General features: G+C 38.0%; 17 protein-coding genes and 1 tRNA gene. 7 read left to right on the plus strand and 11 right to left on the minus strand.

Going from position 1 to position 21,466, the window contains the following annotated elements; genetic code table 11:
• Nucleotides 1-37: 37 nt before the first annotated feature.
• Nucleotides 38-1,300, minus strand: a complete 1,263-nt coding sequence (locus IEV17_RS03030) for a GGDEF domain-containing protein (protein ID WP_004663127.1) — start codon at nucleotides 1,298-1,300, stop codon at nucleotides 38-40.
• Between the two features lie 162 nt (nucleotides 1,301-1,462).
• Here IEV17_RS03030 and pyrC point away from each other — a divergent pair, with 162 nt between their 5' ends.
• From pyrC to IEV17_RS03050, 4 genes are all read left to right on the plus strand, one after another.
• Nucleotides 1,463-2,497: a dihydroorotase gene (gene pyrC, locus IEV17_RS03035; RefSeq protein ID WP_004663128.1), complete on the plus strand. Its 1,035-nt coding sequence runs from the start codon at nucleotides 1,463-1,465 to the stop codon at nucleotides 2,495-2,497.
• Nucleotides 2,482-3,147, plus strand: coding sequence for a ribonuclease T (gene rnt, locus IEV17_RS03040; RefSeq protein WP_034601574.1), 666 nt, complete (start codon nucleotides 2,482-2,484; stop codon nucleotides 3,145-3,147). Before pyrC ends, rnt begins: the two co-directional genes overlap by 16 nt.
• Nucleotides 3,148-3,166: 19 nt before the next feature.
• Nucleotides 3,167-3,242 (plus strand) — tRNA-Glu (locus IEV17_RS03045).
• 163 nt (nucleotides 3,243-3,405) lie between these two features.
• Nucleotides 3,406-4,089: a glutathione S-transferase gene (locus tag IEV17_RS03050; protein ID WP_004663132.1), complete on the plus strand. Its 684-nt coding sequence runs from the start codon at nucleotides 3,406-3,408 to the stop codon at nucleotides 4,087-4,089.
• Nucleotides 4,090-4,094: 5 nt separating this feature from the next.
• Here IEV17_RS03050 and IEV17_RS03055 read toward each other — a convergent pair whose 3' ends face one another.
• From IEV17_RS03055 to IEV17_RS03080, 6 genes are all read right to left on the minus strand, one after another.
• On the minus strand, nucleotides 4,095-5,339 hold the full coding sequence (locus tag IEV17_RS03055) for an NADH:flavin oxidoreductase/NADH oxidase family protein (RefSeq protein ID WP_004663134.1): 1,245 nt from the start codon (nucleotides 5,337-5,339) through the stop codon (nucleotides 4,095-4,097).
• A gap of 111 nt (nucleotides 5,340-5,450) precedes the next feature.
• Nucleotides 5,451-7,046, minus strand: a complete 1,596-nt coding sequence (locus tag IEV17_RS03060; protein WP_004663136.1) for an ABC transporter ATP-binding protein — start codon at nucleotides 7,044-7,046, stop codon at nucleotides 5,451-5,453.
• Nucleotides 7,024-8,034 carry an ABC transporter permease gene (locus IEV17_RS03065; RefSeq protein WP_034601822.1) on the minus strand — a complete coding sequence of 337 codons (1,011 nt, stop codon included), beginning with the start codon at nucleotides 8,032-8,034 and terminating at the stop codon, nucleotides 7,024-7,026. Before IEV17_RS03065 ends, IEV17_RS03060 begins: the two co-directional genes overlap by 23 nt.
• The gene (yejB, locus tag IEV17_RS03070) at nucleotides 8,034-9,104 is read right to left on the minus strand and encodes a microcin C ABC transporter permease YejB (protein ID WP_004663139.1); all 1,071 of its coding nucleotides are present in this window, start codon (nucleotides 9,102-9,104) and stop codon (nucleotides 8,034-8,036) included. Before yejB ends, IEV17_RS03065 begins: the two co-directional genes overlap by 1 nt.
• Before the next feature lie 16 nt (nucleotides 9,105-9,120).
• A complete protein-coding gene (locus IEV17_RS03075) occupies nucleotides 9,121-10,971 on the minus strand; it encodes an extracellular solute-binding protein (RefSeq protein ID WP_004663141.1) in 1,851 nt (616 codons plus the stop codon).
• Nucleotides 10,972-10,977: 6 nt separating this feature from the next.
• Nucleotides 10,978-14,268, minus strand: coding sequence for a lytic transglycosylase (locus IEV17_RS03080; protein ID WP_004663143.1), 3,291 nt, complete (start codon nucleotides 14,266-14,268; stop codon nucleotides 10,978-10,980).
• A gap of 280 nt (nucleotides 14,269-14,548) precedes the next feature.
• Here IEV17_RS03080 and dnaQ point away from each other — a divergent pair, with 280 nt between their 5' ends.
• The 3 genes from dnaQ (at nucleotide 14,549) to nudC (ending at nucleotide 18,435) form a co-directional block, all read left to right on the plus strand.
• The gene (dnaQ, locus tag IEV17_RS03085; protein WP_004663144.1) at nucleotides 14,549-15,910 is read left to right on the plus strand and encodes a DNA polymerase III subunit epsilon; all 1,362 of its coding nucleotides are present in this window, start codon (nucleotides 14,549-14,551) and stop codon (nucleotides 15,908-15,910) included.
• A gap of 126 nt (nucleotides 15,911-16,036) precedes the next feature.
• On the plus strand, nucleotides 16,037-17,683 hold the full coding sequence (locus tag IEV17_RS03090; RefSeq protein WP_004663146.1) for a hypothetical protein: 1,647 nt from the start codon (nucleotides 16,037-16,039) through the stop codon (nucleotides 17,681-17,683).
• Nucleotides 17,683-18,435 carry an NAD(+) diphosphatase gene (gene nudC, locus IEV17_RS03095; RefSeq protein WP_004663148.1) on the plus strand — a complete coding sequence of 251 codons (753 nt, stop codon included), beginning with the start codon at nucleotides 17,683-17,685 and terminating at the stop codon, nucleotides 18,433-18,435. Before IEV17_RS03090 ends, nudC begins: the two co-directional genes overlap by 1 nt.
• 17 nt (nucleotides 18,436-18,452) lie before the next feature.
• Here the strand turns inward: nudC and IEV17_RS03100 are convergent, their stop codons facing one another.
• From IEV17_RS03100 to IEV17_RS03115, 4 genes are all read right to left on the minus strand, one after another.
• Nucleotides 18,453-19,325 (minus strand): alpha/beta hydrolase, encoded by an 873-nt coding sequence (locus IEV17_RS03100; RefSeq protein WP_004663150.1) that lies wholly within the window; start codon nucleotides 19,323-19,325, stop codon nucleotides 18,453-18,455.
• Nucleotides 19,326-19,328: 3 nt separating this feature from the next.
• Nucleotides 19,329-20,039 (minus strand): BON domain-containing protein, encoded by a 711-nt coding sequence (locus tag IEV17_RS03105; RefSeq protein ID WP_004663152.1) that lies wholly within the window; start codon nucleotides 20,037-20,039, stop codon nucleotides 19,329-19,331.
• Between the two features lie 70 nt (nucleotides 20,040-20,109).
• Nucleotides 20,110-20,517, minus strand: a complete 408-nt coding sequence (locus IEV17_RS03110) for a YraN family protein (protein WP_004663153.1) — start codon at nucleotides 20,515-20,517, stop codon at nucleotides 20,110-20,112.
• A 13-nt stretch (nucleotides 20,518-20,530) separates the two neighbouring features.
• Nucleotides 20,531-21,463, minus strand: a complete 933-nt coding sequence (locus IEV17_RS03115) for a penicillin-binding protein activator (protein ID WP_004663154.1) — start codon at nucleotides 21,461-21,463, stop codon at nucleotides 20,531-20,533.
• Between the last annotated feature and the right edge of the window lie 3 nt (nucleotides 21,464-21,466).

Below are 21,466 nucleotides of genomic sequence, written 5' to 3' on the forward strand. Positions count from 1 at the left end.
AAAAACCGGATACTTGTGGTATTCGGTTTTTTATTCTTTATTCAACACTGGGAAGTGGTTGATAATAAATCTGATTACGTCCAAGTTGTTTCGCTCTATATAGCGCTTTATCCGCAGTATGAATCACCGAATCTTGACTAATTTTAGGGTTTCCATTAAACACCGTAATACCCAAACTAATGGTCACATGATTAGAAACTAGTGATTTTTCATGTGGAATCATCTGCCGATCAATCGCTCGATAAATATTGGTTGCTACAGCATATGCACCTTGAGCAGATGTTTCTGGTAAAAGCACCACAAATTCCTCACCCCCATAACGTGCAATGAAATCCATGTGCCGAATTGAGCTTTTAATCGTTTTCGCAATCGCGGAAATGACTTGATCTCCCATCTGATGACCATAAAAATCGTTATAGTTTTTAAAAAAATCAATATCTATGAATAATACTGACATCGCCTTACTTTCTTTACATGCGAGTTCATAGTAATAACTAAACATTTCTTCAAATGTACGTCTATTCGAAACTTTTGTTAATTCGTCATGTTGGCTTAAATGTAAAAGTTCAGATGCTTGTAAGCGTAGAATTCTCTCATCAATTTCAGATATTTTAGTTTTTAGAAATAGTTTTCTTTCCTTAGAGGTGAGCATTACACTAATTGAAAAGCCCAACAATAGACTTCCTATAAACGTACGCCCTAGCATCAAAAAATCACAGGGTACTTTGAGAAAATATAACGACAATAAGATTACAATTGCTGCTGAAGAACCGATCCATAACATATGTTTGGGTTTAATCCCACTCAAAATAAAACCCAGCATATATAAAAATGCAATCAACACCATCGACTGGCTTTGTAGCACCAGATTAGAAATACTCATCATTAACAATGAGGGAATGACAATCGTACAAAATACAATTACACAGGTTGCAGGATAAAATAATGGGTTAAGCCGTCTAAAACGAGAAAATGTCCAAAATAAAAATAGCGCTGCCCCAACAACTACCAGGCTTAAAATGCTATATACAAAATCTAAAAAGAAATGGGTGCTTGTTCGAATGACCAACAAATTCGATGGCAAAATCAAAAGTACAAAAATCGTATACGTAATTACCCCTTGACCAAAGAACTGAATCGCATTGATTCTAGTTCGATCAATATTAAATTGCCAAAACTCATTTTCGAGTTGGGTAGGCAAATTTTTTTGTGTTTTCTTGGTTCTAGAATGTGTAATGACTAACCGTTCTAGATCTTCTTTTTCTTTACGTAACTGCTTAATATCATATTGATTTTCCATCCCTCTCACTCTTCTTATAATGCTGTATTCTTGTCCAGCATAAAAATAACACAATTTCTCATATTTTCATGCGCTTTGCGTAACCACTTATCCATAATTGTAGTTACCATTTTCGCACTATATGCATTATTATTTATATTATTTTTAAGCCTGAAGTATACCTTGAATACGATTACACTTTTACAGCCAGATGATTGGCACGCCCACTTGCGTGATGGATTAGCTTTAAAACGTACTGTTCCAGATCTTGCGAAACAATTTGCACGCGCGATCTGTATGCCGAACTTAGTTCCACCAGTCAAAACTGTAGAAGAAGCTTTGGCATATCGAGATCGTATTCTCGCTCATGTTCCTGAAGGACTACATTTTGATCCGCGTATGGTTCTTTATTTTACAGATTTCACTTCCCCTCAAGAAGTTCTTAAAATCAAAGAATCTGAATATGTAAATGCGATCAAACTCTACCCCGCTGGCGCAACGACAAATTCGGATAATGGCGTTAGCGATATTCGTAAAGTCTATGCCGTGATTGAACAACTTGAAGAACACCAAGTCCCGTTGTTGTTACACGGTGAAGTTACTCACAATCATGTCGATATTTTTGATCGTGAAAAACGCTTCCTTGACGAAATTTTGTCGCCATTATTAAAGCAGTTCCCTAAATTAAAAGTTGTGTTAGAACATATTACGACAAGTGATGCTGCAAATTTTGTACTTGAACAAGATCGTAATGTTGCCGCAACGATTACACCGCAACACTTGCTCTTCAACCGTAATGACATGTTGGTCGGTGGTGTGAAACCTCACTTCTATTGTTTGCCAATTTTAAAGCGTCAAACGCATCAAACCACATTATTAGAAGTTGCAACTAGTGGTAATCCAAAATTCTTCTTAGGTACTGACAGTGCACCACATGCCAAGAATGCAAAAGAGAATGCATGTGGATGTGCGGGTTGCTATAGTGCACCAAATGCAATTGAACTTTATGCACAGGCCTTTGATCAAGTAGGTAAGTTAGAACGCTTAGAAGGTTTCGCAAGTATGTTCGGTGCTGACTTCTATGGTTTACCACGTAATACTTCAACAATCACTTTGGTGAAAGAAGAAAATACAGTTGCTGAATCTTTTGATTATCTAGAAGATCAAAAAATCATTCCACTTCATGCAGGTAAAACACTGCAATGGAGAAAAGTGTGACACAAGAAGAAAACAAAGCTCCTGTGATTGGTCAGCGTTTTCGTGGATTCTTACCTGTTGTTGTTGATGTTGAAACAGCAGGTTTTAATTCTCAAACTGATGCATTACTTGAAATTGCTTGTATCCCGATTATCTATGATGAGCAAGGTCAGTTCATACCTGGCCCATCATTCCATGCACACATCAATCCTTTTGAAGGTGCAAACTTAGATCGTCGCTCATTAGACTTCATTGGAATTGATCCTTTTAATCCGATGCGTGTAGCAATGGCCGAAGATGAGCGGACAGCTTTACGTCGTATTTTCAAATCACTCACGGAAGTCCGCAAAGCACAGCATTGTACCCATGCAGTATTGGTAGGACATAATGCTCACTTTGACTTAGGCTTTTTACAAGCTGCAATTGCTCGATCTGGTACAAAAAATCAGAATCCTTTTCACAGCTTTTCGGTATTTGATACCGTAACTTTGAGTGCTGTCATGTTTGGTCAAACAGTACTAGCACGTGCTTGTATTCAAGCTGGCATCGAGTTTGATGGCAAAGAGGCTCATTCTGCATTGTACGATACTCAAAAGACTGCTGAACTGTTTTGCTATATTTTGAACAAACTGTCTCCTCATCTTCTTGACAGTTTAGTGACAGAGCCCTAATATACACCCACCTCAAGAAGTCCCTATCGTCTAGAGGCCTAGGACATCGCCCTTTCACGGCGGTAACCGGGGTTCGAATCCCCGTAGGGACGCCAAATTCAAGAAAGCCACTGCATCTTTAAGACAGTGGCTTTTTTATTGGTTCTTTATAAATAGAGCTGCTACAAAATAATTATTTTGAAAAATCTATTTTATTATCCTTAGCATATTTCCTACCCTATACTAAAAATAGATCAAAACCATAAATTTAAACCTAATATGCAAATCCGTTTATTCCACTTACAAAATTCACGTTCTCAGCGCATCGTTTGGTTTTTAGAAGAATTAGGACTTCCCTACGAGTTAGTCATCAACCATCATTCAAACACAGATGAAAAGAAAAATTCACCGCATCAATTATCGAAATTTCCTACCGTTGAAATAATAAATCAAGAACAAATTTTTATCTTAGCCGAAACTTCAGCGATTATTGATTACTTATCTTATCTATATCCTCAATTAGGGCAAACTAAATTATTAGGATCACAACTTCAAAGTTTTTATTATTGGAAAAATTATTGTGAAGCCACATTTATTCCAGACCTATTACTCAAACAAATTTTTCACCAAATTGTACAACGTACACCATTTCCTGTTCGCTTCGTTTCAAAATTTTTAAAATATGGATTTGATCAAGGCTATTTAAATCCATCGTTACAGCAACAAATGACCATGATTGATAAGCATTTAAAAGATCATTTATGGTTTGCTGGGGATCAATTTACGGTTGCAGATATTTTGATGTGGTTTCCATTATTGGCTTGCGCACAAAACAACCATCAATTTAAACATATACAGCGTTATTTAGCCCAAATAGAAAACAGACCTGCCTTTAAAAAATCTTTAATCAAAGGACTATGGTCTGCTTCTACATTTCAATCTTATTGGACGATTGCGTGGTAATTCAGTTATGCCGATTTACGCGAATTCACTCGACCTTTAACAACAGCCTTAATATTGCCTTTTGCATAATTTAAAAACACAATTAAAGGTGACAATTTAGGATTTGGTTTTTTACCCTGCCCAATCGCTTTAAATTGTGCCGCATACCAAATAATTTCCATGATTGCCATTTTATCGACAAAAGGAATCCCTGTTTTGATTTGGTTCACTGCATAACGTACATCATTGCCCGCAATTAAGCGATCAGTAAGATCCGTTTCCACTGCAAGTGGTCGAGCAATACCAATAAAATCACATGCACCACTTTGAAGTGCTGCATTCATTCCTGCTACTGTACGGAAACCACCCGTTACCATCAATTTGCACGCCACATGCTGACGAATTTTTTCAGCAAATTCTAAGAAATAAGCTTCTCGTGCAATAGTACTGGCTTTACGTGATTCAGCTTTAGCACCCGCCATTGCAGGTGCTTCATAGGTACCACCTGAGATTTCGATAATATCAATACCAGCTTCATCAATGGTTTTGAATACAGTAATGACATCTTCTTCTGTGATTCCACCACGTTGGAAATCAGCTGAATTAAGTTTCACAGAAATGATAAAGTTTTCTGATGTTGCAGCACGGACAGCCTTATAAATTTCCACCAAGAAACGCATACGATTCTCAATCGAACCACCCCATTGATCGGTACGTTTATTGGTTAATGGAGATAGAAACTGGCTAATCAAATAACCATGTGCACCATGGAGCTGCACACCTTCAAATCCTGCTTTTTCACACACTGCTGCGGCTGTTGCAAAACGTTGAATAATATCTAAGATTTCTTCATGTTTAAGTTCTCGGGGAGTTCCAAACATTGCTGCAAGCATTGGACTAAAAGGAACTGCCGATGGCGCAACAGTTTCTTTATTCAAACCTTTTGGACATTGGCGACCAGGGTGAGACAATTGAATCAATTGCACCATGCCATATTTTTTACCAACATCAGCCCATTGCTTTAATTTTGCTAAGTCACGTTCAGTTTCAATCGCAACCACACCGGGCTCATTTTTGGCAGCAATATTGACCATCACATTGCCTGTAATCGCACAACCTAAACCACCTTTTGCCCATGCCTCATACAAGCCTATGTGCAATTCATTTGGCTGCCCTTCGTGATTCGCAAGTGCTTCACTCATTGCCCCTTTTATAATGCGGTTTTTAAATGTGATATTACGAATTTGAATACTGTCTGCAATCTGACTCATGGTCATCCTCTGTCTCAATTAGAGTATTTGCTCTAATTTAATCTGATTATTGTAACTGTCAAGCGTTCTTCCGATAAACTGACAATACCATATGTCAATTTAATTTCAATGCTAATATTCGCTCGCGGCAATCAATTGACGGGTATACGCTGTTTGAGGCTGACTAAATAAAAGTGCTGTTGCTTGATATTCCAATACTTTCGCCTGATGCATCACGATGACTTTTTGGCACAAGGCTTTAATGACTTGTAAGTCATGACTGATAAATAAATAACTAATCTGCTCTTGTTGCTGTAAACGACGTAACAACGCAATGATCGAACGTTGTGTTACTCGATCCAAGGCAGAAGTTGGTTCATCTAGAATAATCAGCTTCGGTTTTAAAACTAAAGCGCGTGCCAGTGCGACCCGTTGACGTTGCCCACCAGAAAGCTGGTGTGGATATTTGGTTCTATCCTCCAAAGAGAGTTCGACTTTTGCTAAAACAGCGTCAATTTCCTCATGACACTGCTGCTTAGAAATGGTTTGAAGATTCAGCCCTTCTGCAATAATCTGCTCAACAGACATTCGCGGATTTAAACTGCTGAATGGGTCTTGGAATACAATTTGAAAATCACGGCGTAGAGGGCGAAGTTGTTTTTGATTGAGTTGATTTAAGTTATGGGACTGCAAGCAAATTTCGCCTTCACTTGAAATCAAACGTGCAATCGCCAAAGCCAATGATGATTTTCCCGAACCACTCTCACCAACAATACCCAAAGCCTCTCCTTTGGACAAATTGAAATTTATTGAGTCCGCTGCGACCTTATACGCTTTAATTTGGTTCAATAAACCACGTTTGATAGGATACTTGACCGTGACATTTTTTAGTTCAAGTAATGTCTCGCTCGGCGTTAACGATAGAGCTTGTCCAAAGTCGTGATTGAGTAAATTTTGTGTATATGCAGTTTGAGGATGTGTAAAGATATCAGTGATATTGCCCTGCTCTTCTACCTGACCTTGATTCAGAACAACAACATGATCTGCATATTGCTTAACAAGATTTAGATCATGGCTAATCAAAATTATCGCCATGTTTCGTTGCTGCTGTAGCCTTTTTAATAAAGCTAAAATCTGAGCTTGCAACACCACATCTAAGGCCGTTGTTGGTTCATCCGCAATCAAAATCTCTGGCTCTAAAGCTAAAGCCATCGCCAACATCACACGCTGTCGTTGCCCACCAGACAACTCATGTGGATAGCATTTAAGAATTTGCACTGCTTCAGCAATCCCAACATCCTGCAATAAAGAAAGCGTCTGCTGTCGAATATCCGCTTTAGAAACACCTTGCAAAATCAGGCTTTCAGCCATCATTTTTTCGACATGATGCAAAGGATTTAAAGCAGTCATTGGCTCTTGAAAAATTATGGCAATTCGCTTGCCTCGAATCTGCTGTAACTGAATTGGACTTAAAGACAACAGCGCTTGACCTGCAAACTCAACTTGTCCTTGTACTGTTAGATTATTGGGTAACAACCCCAATAAAGCTAACGCACTGATTGATTTACCAGACCCACTTTCTCCCACAATCGCAACAGTCTGTGCAGGATAAACATCAAAATTCAAATCTTTCACAAGACGATGTCCTGTTTCATTGTGAATGCTGAGTTGCTTAACTCTTAATAAAGCTGAATTCGAAACTGTATTATCGTCTTGGGTCGAATGCATCACGCGCCGCCTCGCCAATATAAATCAGTAAAGAAAGTACAATTGCTAAAGTAAAGAATCCTGAAAGTACCAGCCAAGGCGAATCTAGGTTATTTTTACCCTGTAATAATAGCTCCCCAAGTGAAGCGGCATCAGCAGGTAAACCATAACCCAGAAAATCCAATGCAGTTAAAGCGATAATATTGGCGGTCAACATAAAAGGTATTTGCGATAAGCTAGAACTCATGGCATTAGGTAAAATATGCTTAAAAATAATTTGATGATCACGAACACCCAAGGCTTGAGCCGCACGAACATAATCAAAATTTCGGGCACGTAAAAACTCTGCTCTGACTAAACCCACTAATTCTGTCCAACCAAACAACAACATGATCAAAAACAACCAATAGACACTAGGGCTAAAAATACTGACCAAAATCATGACGATAAAAAGCATAGGTAAACCACCCCATACCTCTAAAATACGCTGCCCAATTAAATCGATCCAACCACCGTAATATCCCTGAGTTGCACCGACAATAACACCGATCACAGCGGAACAAAGTGTCAGAGCAAATCCAAATAGGAGAGAAACACGCAAACCGTAGAGAATACGAGCGAATACATCTCGTCCCTGATCATCTGTTCCAAGCCAATTTTGTGAACTCGGTTTGGAGGGAACTGGTACAGTAAGCGAAAGATTTGGTGACTGATAAGAAAATGCAACGGGTGGAGAAATTATCCAGCCTTGATTTTTAATTAGTTGCTTTACCGCAGGGTCTTGATAATCTGTCGCCGTTTCAAAAACACCACCAAACGTAGTTTCTGGATAATCTTTAAAAATAGGAAAATACAAGGAATGCTGATAACGAACCAACAAAGGTTTATCGTTAGCAATCAATTCCGCAAATAATGACAAAATAAAAATGATTAAAAATAGAATGAGACAACGAATACCCAATTTATTTTGTCTAAAACGGAGAAATCGTGCGCGCATCAGAGGTGACATCATTTTCCACCCCTCGCTTCAAAATCGATCCGAGGATCAATCATTTGGTAAAGCAAATCACCAATTAAACGTAAAATCATTCCAAATAAGGTAAATAAGAACAAAGTTCCAAAAATTACAGGATAATCACGTTGAGTGATTGCTTCAAAACCCAATAAGCCAATCCCATCGAGATTAAAAATGATCTCGATAAATAAGTTACCGACGAAGAAAATACCCACCAATGCTTCGGGCAAAGCCGCAACCACCACTAAAATGGCATTACGAAAAACATGCCCATAAAGTACCTGATTGTCATTTAAACCTTTTGATCGTGCCGTCAGAACATACGGTTTCTTTAATTCTTCTACAAAAGAATATTTGGTCAAATAGGTTCGCGCAGCAAAACTACCCAATACCATACTTAAAATGGGTAAACTCATATGCCATAGATAGTCTTTTATTTTGGCGAAAAAACTTAACTGATTAAAGTTTTCAGAGACTAATCCTTGTAATGGAAACCACTGTAGATAACTCCCACCTGCAAAGAAAACGATGAGCAGAATAGCAAAAACAAAAGATGGAATGGCATAACTCACCGCAAGCAACAACGAAGTAGATTGATCAAACAGCAAACCATTATTTTTGGCTTTCTTAATACCTAAGGGAATTGCGATCAAATAAATCAGAAAAGTACTCCATATTCCCAAAGACAGTGTTACAGGTAACTTTTCATAAAGAAGTTGTGTTACAGGTTTGTCTTTGAAAAAACTGGTGCCAAAATCCAAGGTCAAATAACCTTTGAGCATTAACAAAAAACGTTCATATGCGGGACGATCAAAACCATACTGTGCTTTGATTTTTTCGATCATTTCAGGACTTAACCCACGTGCCCCTTGATATTGAGCCAAGGTACTCAAACTAGATTGGGCATTATTCCCGACACCTAAACCTTGCGCATTCTGAATTTGCTGAATGGCTTGTTCGACAGGACCACCCGGTGCAATTTGCACAATAACAAAATTAATCAATAAAATGAAAAATAAGGTCGGGATCATCAATAACATTCTTTTCAGAATATAGTGAACCATCTAATAAGATCCTTGATTATTTTAAGTCAGATTTTCGTATTGGTTGATCGAGTTTATTAGCTTTTACACGATCCACCCACCAATATTCCCACCCTACAGAAAGTTTCGGTTTTATTTTCGGTTGCTGATAGATATCCCAATAAGCAAACCATCGCTCAGGTTTACCATAGGTCAAAATTTGATAATACCCTGCGCGCAATAAACGATCGAGTACATGAGTATACAAGACTACTTCTTCTCGGGTTTTTGCAGCGACAATTTTGTTAATCATCTGATCAATTGCAGGATTCTTTATCCCTGAATAGTTATAATTTCCTGCTTCGTCCGCAGCAGCACTTCCCCAAAACTGGGCTTGCTCTTTACCAGGTGTCAATGTCTGTGGCAATTTCAACATCATCATATCAAAATCCTGATGACGGATTCGCTCCATATATTGCGGAACATCTACCTGTCTGAGGTTGACTTGGATTCCCAAACGATTCAAATTACGCACAAAAGGCATCAACTCACGTTGTGGATTTTCTTGCTGCATTAATAATTCAATGCGAACCGCTTTACCCTGCCGATCATATAACTGATTACGACGAATCATATAGCCTGCATCTTTTAAAATCTGTTGTGCAACCAATAAATTCTGCCGATTGAAACCACTGCCATCAGAAACAGGATAATGCCAATCTGCTAACACACCTTGTCGCATGAGTGGATGCAGCTGAGCCATGATAGGATTCAAAACTTTTAACTCTGCCATACTTGGTCGACCTATAGCAGCCAGATCAGTATTATCGAAATAACTTTGTAAACGCAGATTTTGATTAAAGAATAAAGCTTTATTTTGCCATTCAAAATCATAGGCATATGTGAGTGCCTGACGAAGATAAATATCATTTAGAGGAGCACGACGAATATTAAACACCAAGCTTTGAATATCGAGCGGTGTCCCCAAACGTGCTTTATATTTTTTGATCTGACCTGCTTGCACGGCGGGAAAATGATAAGCTGTCATCCAATTACGAATATTTTTTTCTTCATATAAATTAAATTGGCGAGATTTGAAACCCTCAAAACTAACATCTAAATTTCGATAATACACATATTTGAGTCGATCAAAATTATAACGCCCTTTATTGACTGGCAAATCCTTGGCCCAATAGTTTGGACTGCGTTTATAGGTGATACTCCGCCCTGCATCAATTCGCTCAACAATATAAGGCCCTGAACCGACAATCGGTTGCAATGTCACACGTGTAAAATCTTTATTTTTCCAATCCAATTTTGAGTAGATCGGTAAACTCGCCAAAATCAGTGGCATTTCCACATTATTCTTGGACTTAAAAATAAATTTGACCTGATACTTAGAAAGCACTTCTGTTTTTGCTAAATCAGACAAATACATTTGAAAGCCTAAATTGGCTTTGGTTTGGTAAGTATCAAAAGTAAATTTAACATCTTCTGCGGTCAAGGGCTGACCATTGTTAAAACGGGCTTGAGGGTTTAAATGAAAGATCACATCTTTAAGATGATCAGGATCGTAACTCACTTTTTCAGCTAATAATGGGTACATGACCCTAGGCTCATCTAAAGCGCGATCCATCAAACTATCAAAAAGATAATTTACACCTTCCGTAGAACTCCCTTTGCCATTCATGCTATTTAAATTATCGAATGTGCCTAAACTAGATTGACTGAGCATTCCCCCTTTAGGTGCATTCTGATTGGCATAAGGCATCGCATTTAACTTTGCATATTTGGGCTGAACATGCATTGCTAAATAAGGTGTCGTCTGCATAGTAGCGCATGCGAAATGAGCAAAAAGGCTTAGCCCACAGAATAGACTAAGCCTTTTAACTAAAACAAATTGATTCATTCCTAATTACAGATTTGGAACTTTAATCACATCACCAATACGTAGTTGTGTACTTGGAGTGAAATCATTCATTTCAGCAAGTGCACTGGTGTCCATACCATATTTACTTGCTAGACCAATCAAAGTATCACCACGTTTTACTTTGTATTCAGTCACTGTTTTAGGTACTGAAATACTTTGACCGCGTTGCAAACTTGCATTCGCTTTCAAATCATTTAACTCAGCCAATTCACGACCAGACAGTCCAAAACGGTTCGCAATACTATTTAGAGACTCACCCGCCTTCACCGTATATTTTTCAGTATTCTTGCTTGGCGTAGACTTAGTAGTGTTTTTACTATTTTCAGATTTTGCTGATTCAGCTTTTGGTACATCACCCGTAAGTTTTAGCTTTTGCCCAACACGAACACTACTCCCACGAGATAGACCATTTAAAGCAGTTACATAATCTAGTTGTAAATAATAACGACTCGCGATGTTGCTTAAAGTATCACCTGATTTTACGGTATAAACATCTGGTGCAGTTTCTTCACGCTCTTTCTCTTTTAACTTGCTATTTGCACTGAGATTATTTTTGCTCGGGACATCACCTGTTAGCTTGAGCTTTTGACCAACACGAACACCTGCTGTACGTTCTAAACCATTTAAATCAGCAATATAATTTACTGTCAGCTCATATTTATTTGCAATCGCATTAAGGCTATCACCAGATTGCACGACATATTGCTCAGGAATCGTTGAACCTGCTGGCACTTTTAAAACTTGCCCTAAACGAACACTTTTGTTGGCTTTGAAGTTATTCAGTTCAGCCAATTCACTCAATGTAATTTTAGATTTTGTTGCGATACTCGATAAAGTATCACCACGCTGTACAATATAGGACTCTGTCTTATAGTTACTTGATGCTGTTACATTTTCATATTTAACCGTACTTTTAGGTTCAACATTTTCTTCTGTTTTTGAAACCTCATGCAGCGGTACGTTAATTTTTTGCCCAACAAATAAATTGCTACTTGCAGTCAAACCAGAAGTTAAATCAGCCAATTCTTGATTAGATAAAGCATAACGATCAGCAATCAGTTTTAAATATTCGCCACGCTTCACTGTATAAGATTTCGTGGCAACCTTTTGCATCGTAGTTGCTTTATTCTCGACAGCGCGAGTTGATTGTTGTGGCGCGTTTAATTGAGTGTTCCGTGGATTGTTTTTTGGTTCTTTGAGCGTTAGTTTTTGGCCAACAAATAAATTATCTGTCACTGATAAATTATTATAGTCTGCTAACTGTTTTAAAGTTAAATCAAAACGGGTTGCTAAATTGGTAAGATTATCCCCTGATTGTACGACATAACTCTCAGGTTTACGCTCAACGACTTTTACAGCCTCAACAACCTGTGGTTTTGCATCATATAAATACAGGCTTGCACCTACAAATAAAGTTCCAGTCGGATCAATCTGGTTCCAAGTTGCGATATCACGCCAATTGACGCCATTTTTTTGCGCAATCAAAGCTAAGGTATCACCTGGTAACACGACATAAGTGCTACGCTTTCCTTTCGGAGCAACCACAACGACATCAGTATCCGTTTTAATATACGGCTTTCCTTGATTTCGTTTAGCATCTTCACTATTTGCTGTCGCTGCATCTTCAACTAAGTTTTTTGGATAAGCAAAGCCCTTGCTGACCTCAACTCCTTTCTGATCAGCAACAGATTGGCTGGTTTGAATTGCTGTTAATTTAATCTTGCCATCAAATGGATCGACAATTTCTGTACCTTGAGGTGCAATTGCTTTAATTTCAGCAACGACTTGGTCTTTTTCTGCTTGTGTCGCTTGTGGTTCTAATACTTGAGTAACTGTTTTCTTCTCGCCCGTTTCTTTTACAGCCGCAATAATTTGTTCACGCTCTTTAACCGAGATCGGTGGCTCAATCTTAACTGGCTTTACATTTTCCGCTGGTGTAATCGCAACAGGAATACGCGGTGCACTAGGCACATCGGCAGCAGCAGCAAATGAAGCTAATGCATCAGAACCTCTTGGTGTATTGGTTTTAGTCAGCGTTGATGTAGTTGGGCGCGTTACTACTGTATTACTTGCTGTTAAAGGCGGTGGTGTCTTAGTTGACGGTGTAATCGTCTGACCAGAGTTGATATTGGTTCGAACTGTGGTGGTAGCGACATTAGGTGTATTGTTATTCATTGCAGGTGGTTGGCTATTGCTTGCCCAGAAACCACCAGAACTTACTTTTCCAGAACGCAATTTCGTATCAACTGACGGACTTAAATCTGCAGGAATTAAAATACGCATTGGGCTCATTGGATCAACAGTTTCACCGCGATGAGCAGGGTTCAAAGCATACAATTCCGCACGGCTTAAGCCTGTAATTGAAGCAATTTGATTCATATCTAGAGGTGTAGCCAAACCAACCTCACGGAAGTGTGGACGGTTTGCGATAGGCGGTAAACTTACGCCATAAGCACCTGGATTTTTAATAATTTGAGCAACCGCCAAGAAGCGTGGAACATAGTTCATAGTTTCTTGCGGAAGTTTTAACGACCAGTAATCCGTTGGTAATCCTGCTGCACGGTTACGGTTAATCGCCTGTTGAATACGACCCGGTCCTGCGTTATAAGCAGCCAAAGCCAATTCCCATGAACCAAATTGATTATATAAACTACCTAAAAACTCATAAGCAGCACGCGTCGACTCAACCACATCACGGCGGCCATCATATAAACTGGTTTGCTGCAAACCATAAATACGTCCCGTACTTGGGATAAATTGCCATAGACCTGCGGCTGCTGCACTACTGGTTGCAGCTGGGTCGTAAGAACTTTCAATAACAGGAAGTAAAGCCAATTCGGTTGGCATACCACGACGTTCAGCTTCTTTAACTGTGTGATACAAATAACGACTGGCACGCGCGCTTAAGCGATCTAAATATGGTTGACGAGAAATAAACCAACTACGTTGTGCCTCAATACGAGAATCCCAATGGTTTAAATCCATTTTGAATCCAACTGTCATTCGCTTCCACACATCACCGTGTTTCAGTACCAATAAACGATCGCCTTCAACAGCGCGCATATCGGTAGCTGATAATAAATCTTCTAAAGAATCTAAACTACTTGCATCCAAATAACCTGAACCAACTTGCTTAGATGATGATACTTTGTTTGACTGTGGTGTCGAGGAACAACCTGTCGTGATTCCCAACGCAGTTAGAGCAGAAGTGAGTACAGTGATTTTGAATAATGATGTTGCAGATGTTTGCAGCACCAATGTGTTCGATTTATACATAAAAACTTCCAGTCAACTCACGCTAGTTTATTTCTTTGATTTGCCATTGTAGTAAAGCATGTCACTTAGACAAGGCAATAATTTAACGTGATTTGCATGGAAATGTTACAAGAAATTAAAAAATATGAGTTTTGTAACCGTTCAACACCCGAATTAAGCTTTAAAATATAACTTATCTAGCTAGAGTGCTAAACTCTAGTCATATACATTCAAATAAAACATCGTTTTTTATGAATGTAATCTCGCAATACAACACAAACTTTTAACTTTAGGTTTAACTATGTCTCAAACAATCACACTTTATGTTGATGGCGCATGTAAAGGCAATCCAGGTTTAGGTGGTTGGGGTGCATATATCATTACCGAACAGGGTGAACATAAACTTTGTGGCGGAGAACCTGAAACAACCAATAACAGAATGGAACTGCAAGCTGCGATTGAAGGTGTAAGTTTTTGCCCAACAGATGCACATCTGATTATTTGGACAGATTCCAATTACGTTAAACAAGGCATTACCGAATGGATTCATGGTTGGAAAAAGAAAAATTGGAAAGATGTTAAAAACCCTGATTTATGGCAAAAATTAGATGCTGTTTGTGCCAATCGTAATATTGAATGGAATTGGATTAAAGGTCATGCAGGACACGCAGGTAATGAAATGGCGGACCAATTGGCAAATCTAGGTGCTGAACAAACTGCTCAACAAATGAAATCTTCAATACAGGCTAACGCGGATATAAAAAAGCCTGAAGCAGATTGGCTGTTAAACGATCCATTTGGTCTTGATCTCGATATAGATACAGATGAATTGGTCGAAGACAATGATGAACTCACTATCGAAGAAGCTGAGATTGACGCAGTAGCAACTGCGCCCCAAGCAATAGAAGATATTTCAGCAAAGGCTCAACACCCTCACATTGTCATTACTGAAGCGAAATTAAATCTTCAAGGCCCTCGCCAACTTATTCTGGATACCGAAACTACAGGTTTCTATTTCCAAGATGGTGACCGTATTATTGAGGTTGGTGCGATTGAAATGATCAATCGTAAACTGACAGGAAGCTCAATTCATATTTATATCAATCCAGAAAAACCTGTAGGTGACTCTGAAGATATTCACGGTATCAGCGATGAGTTTTTGCAAGATAAACCTAAATATGCAGAAATTGCTGACACACTGTTTAATTTTTTACAAGGCGCTGAAATTATTGCGCATAACGCGACATTCGATATGAACTTCCTAAATATGGAGTTCAAACGTGTTGGTCTTCCATTATTATCAGATGTTTGCGAAGTTACAGATACACTGGCTTTAGCTAAAAATAAACATCCTGGACAAAAGAACTCTTTAGACGCTTTAGTTCGCCGTTATGAAATTCCTGTACGTGATCGTACCTTCCATGGTGCGTTACTCGATGCTGAAATTTTGGCTGATGTTTATCTCGCAATGACGGGTGGACAAGTTTCTTTTGATATGGATGCCCTTTCACAAAATGAACAAAACCAAAATAAAACCACTCGTTCTCGTATCGAAGTGGATTTACCAATTATCTATCCATCAGAACATGAACTAAATGAACATGAGACTTGGGTCAAACAATTTGAGCAAAAACATGGAAGCGCCTGCCTTTTTGCAAAATAAATTTGCTGTTGAGTGTAATTTTTTGTATTTCAAGTTTTCAAACTTAAGTTATATTAACTGTTAATGATTTTGCCTCCTATTCTAGGAGGTTCATGGATATAACAACTTAGGAAAGGTGTAGGTCATATGTCTTACCAAACCTCGATTCATTTCGACCCAACTGCATTATTAATAATAAAAAATGAGATCGACAATTCGATTAAATTGGTGGAGACAGCAGTCAATACGCTTGCCGAAGAACAAGCATTGCCTTTTGGTATTGATGATGCACTTAATCAGTTCGAACAATGCACACAAGTACTTGCATTAATTGATATGCCTCATTTGGCACAAATCACTCAATATTCAGCTGAGCTTATGCGTCAAATCATGGCTCAACCTCAACAAATTAAAACTAGCGATGTCGTTGCTCTCAGTGAAGGCACAACGATGTTAAAACGCTATATTGAGTTTATTTGTTTACGTGAAGTCAAAGTACCTCAGTTCTTAATTGATACGCTTAATCGCTTGGAGAAAGCTTTAGGCAAGCCAATTACCAAAGAAGGTCAAACGCTTCAACCGTTACTAGATTTCATGACACCAAACTTTAATTTGCCACAAGCACCAAGTTTGGAACAGTCACAGTACATCCATCAGCTTTATAAATTGTGCTTAAACAAGTTAATCAAGCAAAGTGAATCTCCACTCGATTTACAGGGAATTAAGCTTGTTGGTGTTTATCTTGCAGGTTTGGCTAACAATCTGCCTAGTCAGCAGTATTGGCAATTGGTCAATGTTGGGTTAGGTCATATTGATGAGCTTCTTATTACAGAGGCACGTTTACGTACCCTTATTCAAATCGAAACGAATATTGCAAAATTCTTGGCTCAACCAACAACTTATCAGAACAGTATTGCTGACTTGGCAGATATTTTGACGATCTGCATTAGTCAAGAAGATGATTTATCACAACACATTCGTCAACAATTGAACATTGGTGATGAATTACTCAGTGATACTCAACTTCAAGTTTTGAGTCGTCATTTATACGGTCCTGACTATGAAACGGTACATACAATCAGTCAATTAATGACAAATGAAATGGCTCAAATTCGTAATGAAATTGAGTATAACCATCAAAATATGTCAGCTGAAAAAACCCAAGAACTACAGCAAAAGTTAACTCAAATTTCTAATGTATTTAAGGTACTTAACTTAAACGAAGCAGCCAAAGAGTTAACTCAGCAAGCTGAAAAATTGAGTCAACCAAATACATTAACTGATGCAACTTCTATTCAACAGTTAATGAATAGTATTTTGGCATCGATGAATTCAATCGGTATTTTAGAGCGTAATTACACTTCAAGTCGTTTACAATTACGCGTCAACAATATGCAAATTTCTTTAGATCGTTTAGATGAAGCTCATCGAGCATTGTTGACTGAAACTAAGACTTTGATTGAAACATTGACTCAAACCTTAAGTTTGTATGTACAAGATCCAACAGCCAATACATTAGAAGCCCTTCCTGTATATCTGAATGAGTTATCAGGCGCTGCGTTATTCTTAGGTAGCTCTGCACAACAAACTGCACTGTTAGGTGCTGCACATTTTGCACAGCATCGTTTGAATCAGAACGAAGCGATTGATGCTGAGCAAATTAACTGCATTCTAAATGTTGTTGCTGGTTTAGATTTACTCGTTGATAACCTGAAGAATAAGCAACCTGTATTGCAATCTATGTTTGATGTGGCATTATCAAGCAGTCAGCAATTACAAAACATAGCCGCATAATGACTCAACTATCACTTGCTTATATTTTTCAACACCAAAAACTGCTAGTCGACCAAAATCTTCAACTGCCAGAAGTTGAAAAGTTAGCAAGTGATTTACCCTTGAATCATAATGATCACGTTATCGCGCGTGATCTACTTGAAAATGAAGCCATTCCCCATGGCTATCAGCTCGTTCCAATCCGTGAACTGATTCAGTCATGGTCAACTACAGAATTTCTTCAAGCCAGTCGAGCAGTCCAACTATTAGAATGGCGACGTAACCATAAATTCTGTAGCCATTGCGGTCATATGACTGAAATTCATGCCAAAGAATATGCAATGGTTTGCCCTGCTTGTGGCTATCATCAATATCCTCGCGTTCAGCCTTGTATTATTACAATCATTACCAAAGGTGATGATGAAATCTTACTTGCGAAATCGGCGCATAATAAAAGTAATATGTACGGGCTAATTGCCGGATTTGTTGAAGTCGGTGAAACATTAGAAGAAGCTGTGCAACGAGAGGCTTTTGAAGAAGTCGGTTTAAAACTAAAAAATATTCGTTATATGTCGAGCCAACCGTGGCCATTTCCAAGTAATTTAATGATTGCTTTTCATGCTGAATATGATTCAGGTGATATTCAATTACAAGTGGAAGAAATTAGCGAAGCTCAATTCTTTAAGTTTGATCAACTACCTGAAATTCCGTTTAAAGGTAGTATTGCACATGCAATGATTATGCAAATCGTTGAGAATAAAAAAGCATCTTAATCAAGATGCTTTTTTATTTAATCTTCTAAAGCTTCATCTAAGAAATGCAAAATCGTTCGCTTGGTTTTGAAGTAATGACTTACAAAACTGGCCAAAGTCGCCACAATAGTAATGTGTCCAGTCTTAGGAATAATCATCACATGGCTATGATTACCCTTTTCTCTCAATGCCTTATCAAGATCGAAACTATTATGATTACCAACCAACTGATCATTCTCAGCCATTAATAGATAATGTTTAATCTTATTCGGATTGATAAAATAATACGGCATCACTTGTTGATACGATGTTTTTTGATCAAAAGCATGTTCAGATAAAGGATCATCTTTATAGTCAAAATGATACGGACCAGCCAAACCAACAATTGCCTTAATATTATCTGTATATTTAAATTGCTGAGGCTGAGCAGAATACACCACAGACATCACATTAAAAGCACCCGCAGAATGTCCCATCAAAATAATGTTATCAGTTGAAATATTCAGCTTCGCTTTATTTTGATTCAAATAATGAATCGCTTGCGCTAGATCATCGACAAATGCTGGAAAGATATTCTCTGGAGCAAGTTGATAATTAATCACAGCAACATCAAAACCTTCTCGAGCAAAGGTTTCGCCAATGAATAAATAATCTCTCTTATTACCATGTTGCCATGATCCACCGTGTACAAAAACAATCAAAGGTTTTTGCTTCTTTGGATTCTTGGTTCGATAAAGATCCAATCGATTTCGGGCTTTTAATCCATAAGCAAGATGTTCTTCTTTTTCAAAAGTATCCTTTGGCGTCAGATAATTCATCGAATAGCTTGCTAAATCATATAGGCGAAATTCCTGATAAAAGTTTTTCGCCCGTATAACATTTTCTTGTACTTGTTGAATAAGTTGCTTCATAGATTAGGGTTTAGTCGGAGTAATAGTCGCTGGTTCAGTCTGATCGGGATCAATTGCAACTGGAGTCTCAACTAAAGGTTGTGCTGAAGCACCACCAATCATCGGTGTTGCTGCAGTAGCACTTGCTACCGTTCCAGATGGTTGATCAATATTATCAATCAGTGTCACGATTTTACTCACATTACCAACTTTTTGTAAGACATCATCTAAATCTCTTATCTCAGCGGTATTTAAACGCCCCATCACATAAAGGATGCCATTTTCAGTATGAACTAATACTTTACTGTCAGATACAACAGGCGCTCTCATTAGCAAACCACGAGTATTTGCAGTCACAGTAGAGTCCTGCATAATCGTGTTGTAATTTACTTTATCACCAACAGTAATGTAATTATGCACAGCTTTTACATCACTCATCGCTCTTAAATTGTCTTCTGCTAATTGTTTCAAATAAGGATCAGGAACTTGCCCTGTTAATAAAACATTACTATGAAAACTTTCAATATTGATTCGTGACTGCTTAAAGCGATGATCCAATTTATACAAATTAATATTTGCAGTGCGTTTAATTGAGGAATCAATAAAAACCTGCCCTAAACTACGTTCACCACTTTCAGTACCAATCGGCGAAGTTCCTGTACCACCTGAAATAAAACTCGCACATCCTGATAAACTTGCAGCGCAAAGTAACGTAATCGTTAAACGTTTTAACACTTGGCAAGACTCCCTATCTTCAAACTTGTTAAATCTTTGGCATTTATCTTAAAAAATAATAAATTATTACTCAATCTAAAGTAAACGCATGTTGAATCCATTGCTGATCATACTGCAATTTGGAAAAATCTGGTTGTACTGTTTTTGCAAATTTCTTTGGAAAATCAAAACAAATCACATCAAAACGACAATCAAAATCATCATAATTAGGATGTTTTTGTAAAAAAAATTGTGCTGTTTTAATGATTTTACGTTGTTGCGCGCGAGTAATAACTTCACAAGCGGTCGCATAACTCCCTGAAGATCTAGCCTTTACTTCAATAAAAACAAGCTCTTTACCTGATCTTACAATCAGATCAATTTCACCATATCTAGAATGATAATTTTGATTTACATATTGGTAATTTTCTAATTCCAATAATTCCCTTGCTTTTTGTTCTGCCCAACGACCCAAATCCTTAACAATATCTTCTGCCATACTACGACCATTTTTATTTTAAAATTTGAATTTCATTTTTTTGTTGTTGATAACAATAAGGTTGCCTATCAATTTTTCCATCTTTAACGCTAATCGTACCTGTACGCCCTTCAAAGGTGAATTTACGCTCAGGGTTTTCTAATAATTGTTGACTTATCGTCCAAGCATCTCCTCCAAAAGCTAATAAACGTTGAAATGCCATTGTTTCTGGTTGTTTCTTATAGGCTTCGATTAAATCTGCCCATTGCCCATTATATAGCGCGGGTGTATCACAAAAACTTAAACCGATTGGAATAGATTGTCCCTGCTCAATACTCATCGGTGTGACGTAAATATTCTTTTCGGGTAATGTACCTAATTGTTCTAACCAATGGTGACTCCCTAACAATAATACCCCTTCTTTACTTGATCGTTTTTGTGGTACTTCATCAACAAATTCTATTTCTGATGAAAATTGATCCTTTAATGCAGAAAGCAAAAGTTCTGTTGCTGACTCAGTACCTGTTTCTCGAACAATAAAAAGCTTTTTGATGCGATCTTTTTGAAAGCGCTGATTTAATGCTGCCGCATCTTGTTGCTTTGCTAAGCTAAATTGCCATACCTTATCACTTTGAGTATTGACATCATTTAAAGCAAGCACAGGAATTTGAGGATTCCTTTGAATCACCTCTTCAATTTCAGTTCGTAGTAAGGGCCCAACAATCAAATGGACGTTGTGATCTATTTTTTTCTTAAAAATCGTATCGATGCTATTTTTAGTTGAATCTACAAAAATAATTTTTTCTTTACTGCCAGATGCTGTATAAGCACTCAGAAAACCGCGTTTGATGCTTTGACTCGCTCGCGCCATCGTACCCGATTCAGGTAGAATCACGAGTATGTCCGCATATACAGGACTCACAAGCGCTGCCAAACCTAGCAGCAAACAATATTTTTTGTAATACATGAG

The sequence above is a fragment of the Acinetobacter modestus genome (assembly GCF_014636095.1).
Classification (GTDB): domain Bacteria; phylum Pseudomonadota; class Gammaproteobacteria; order Pseudomonadales; family Moraxellaceae; genus Acinetobacter; species Acinetobacter modestus.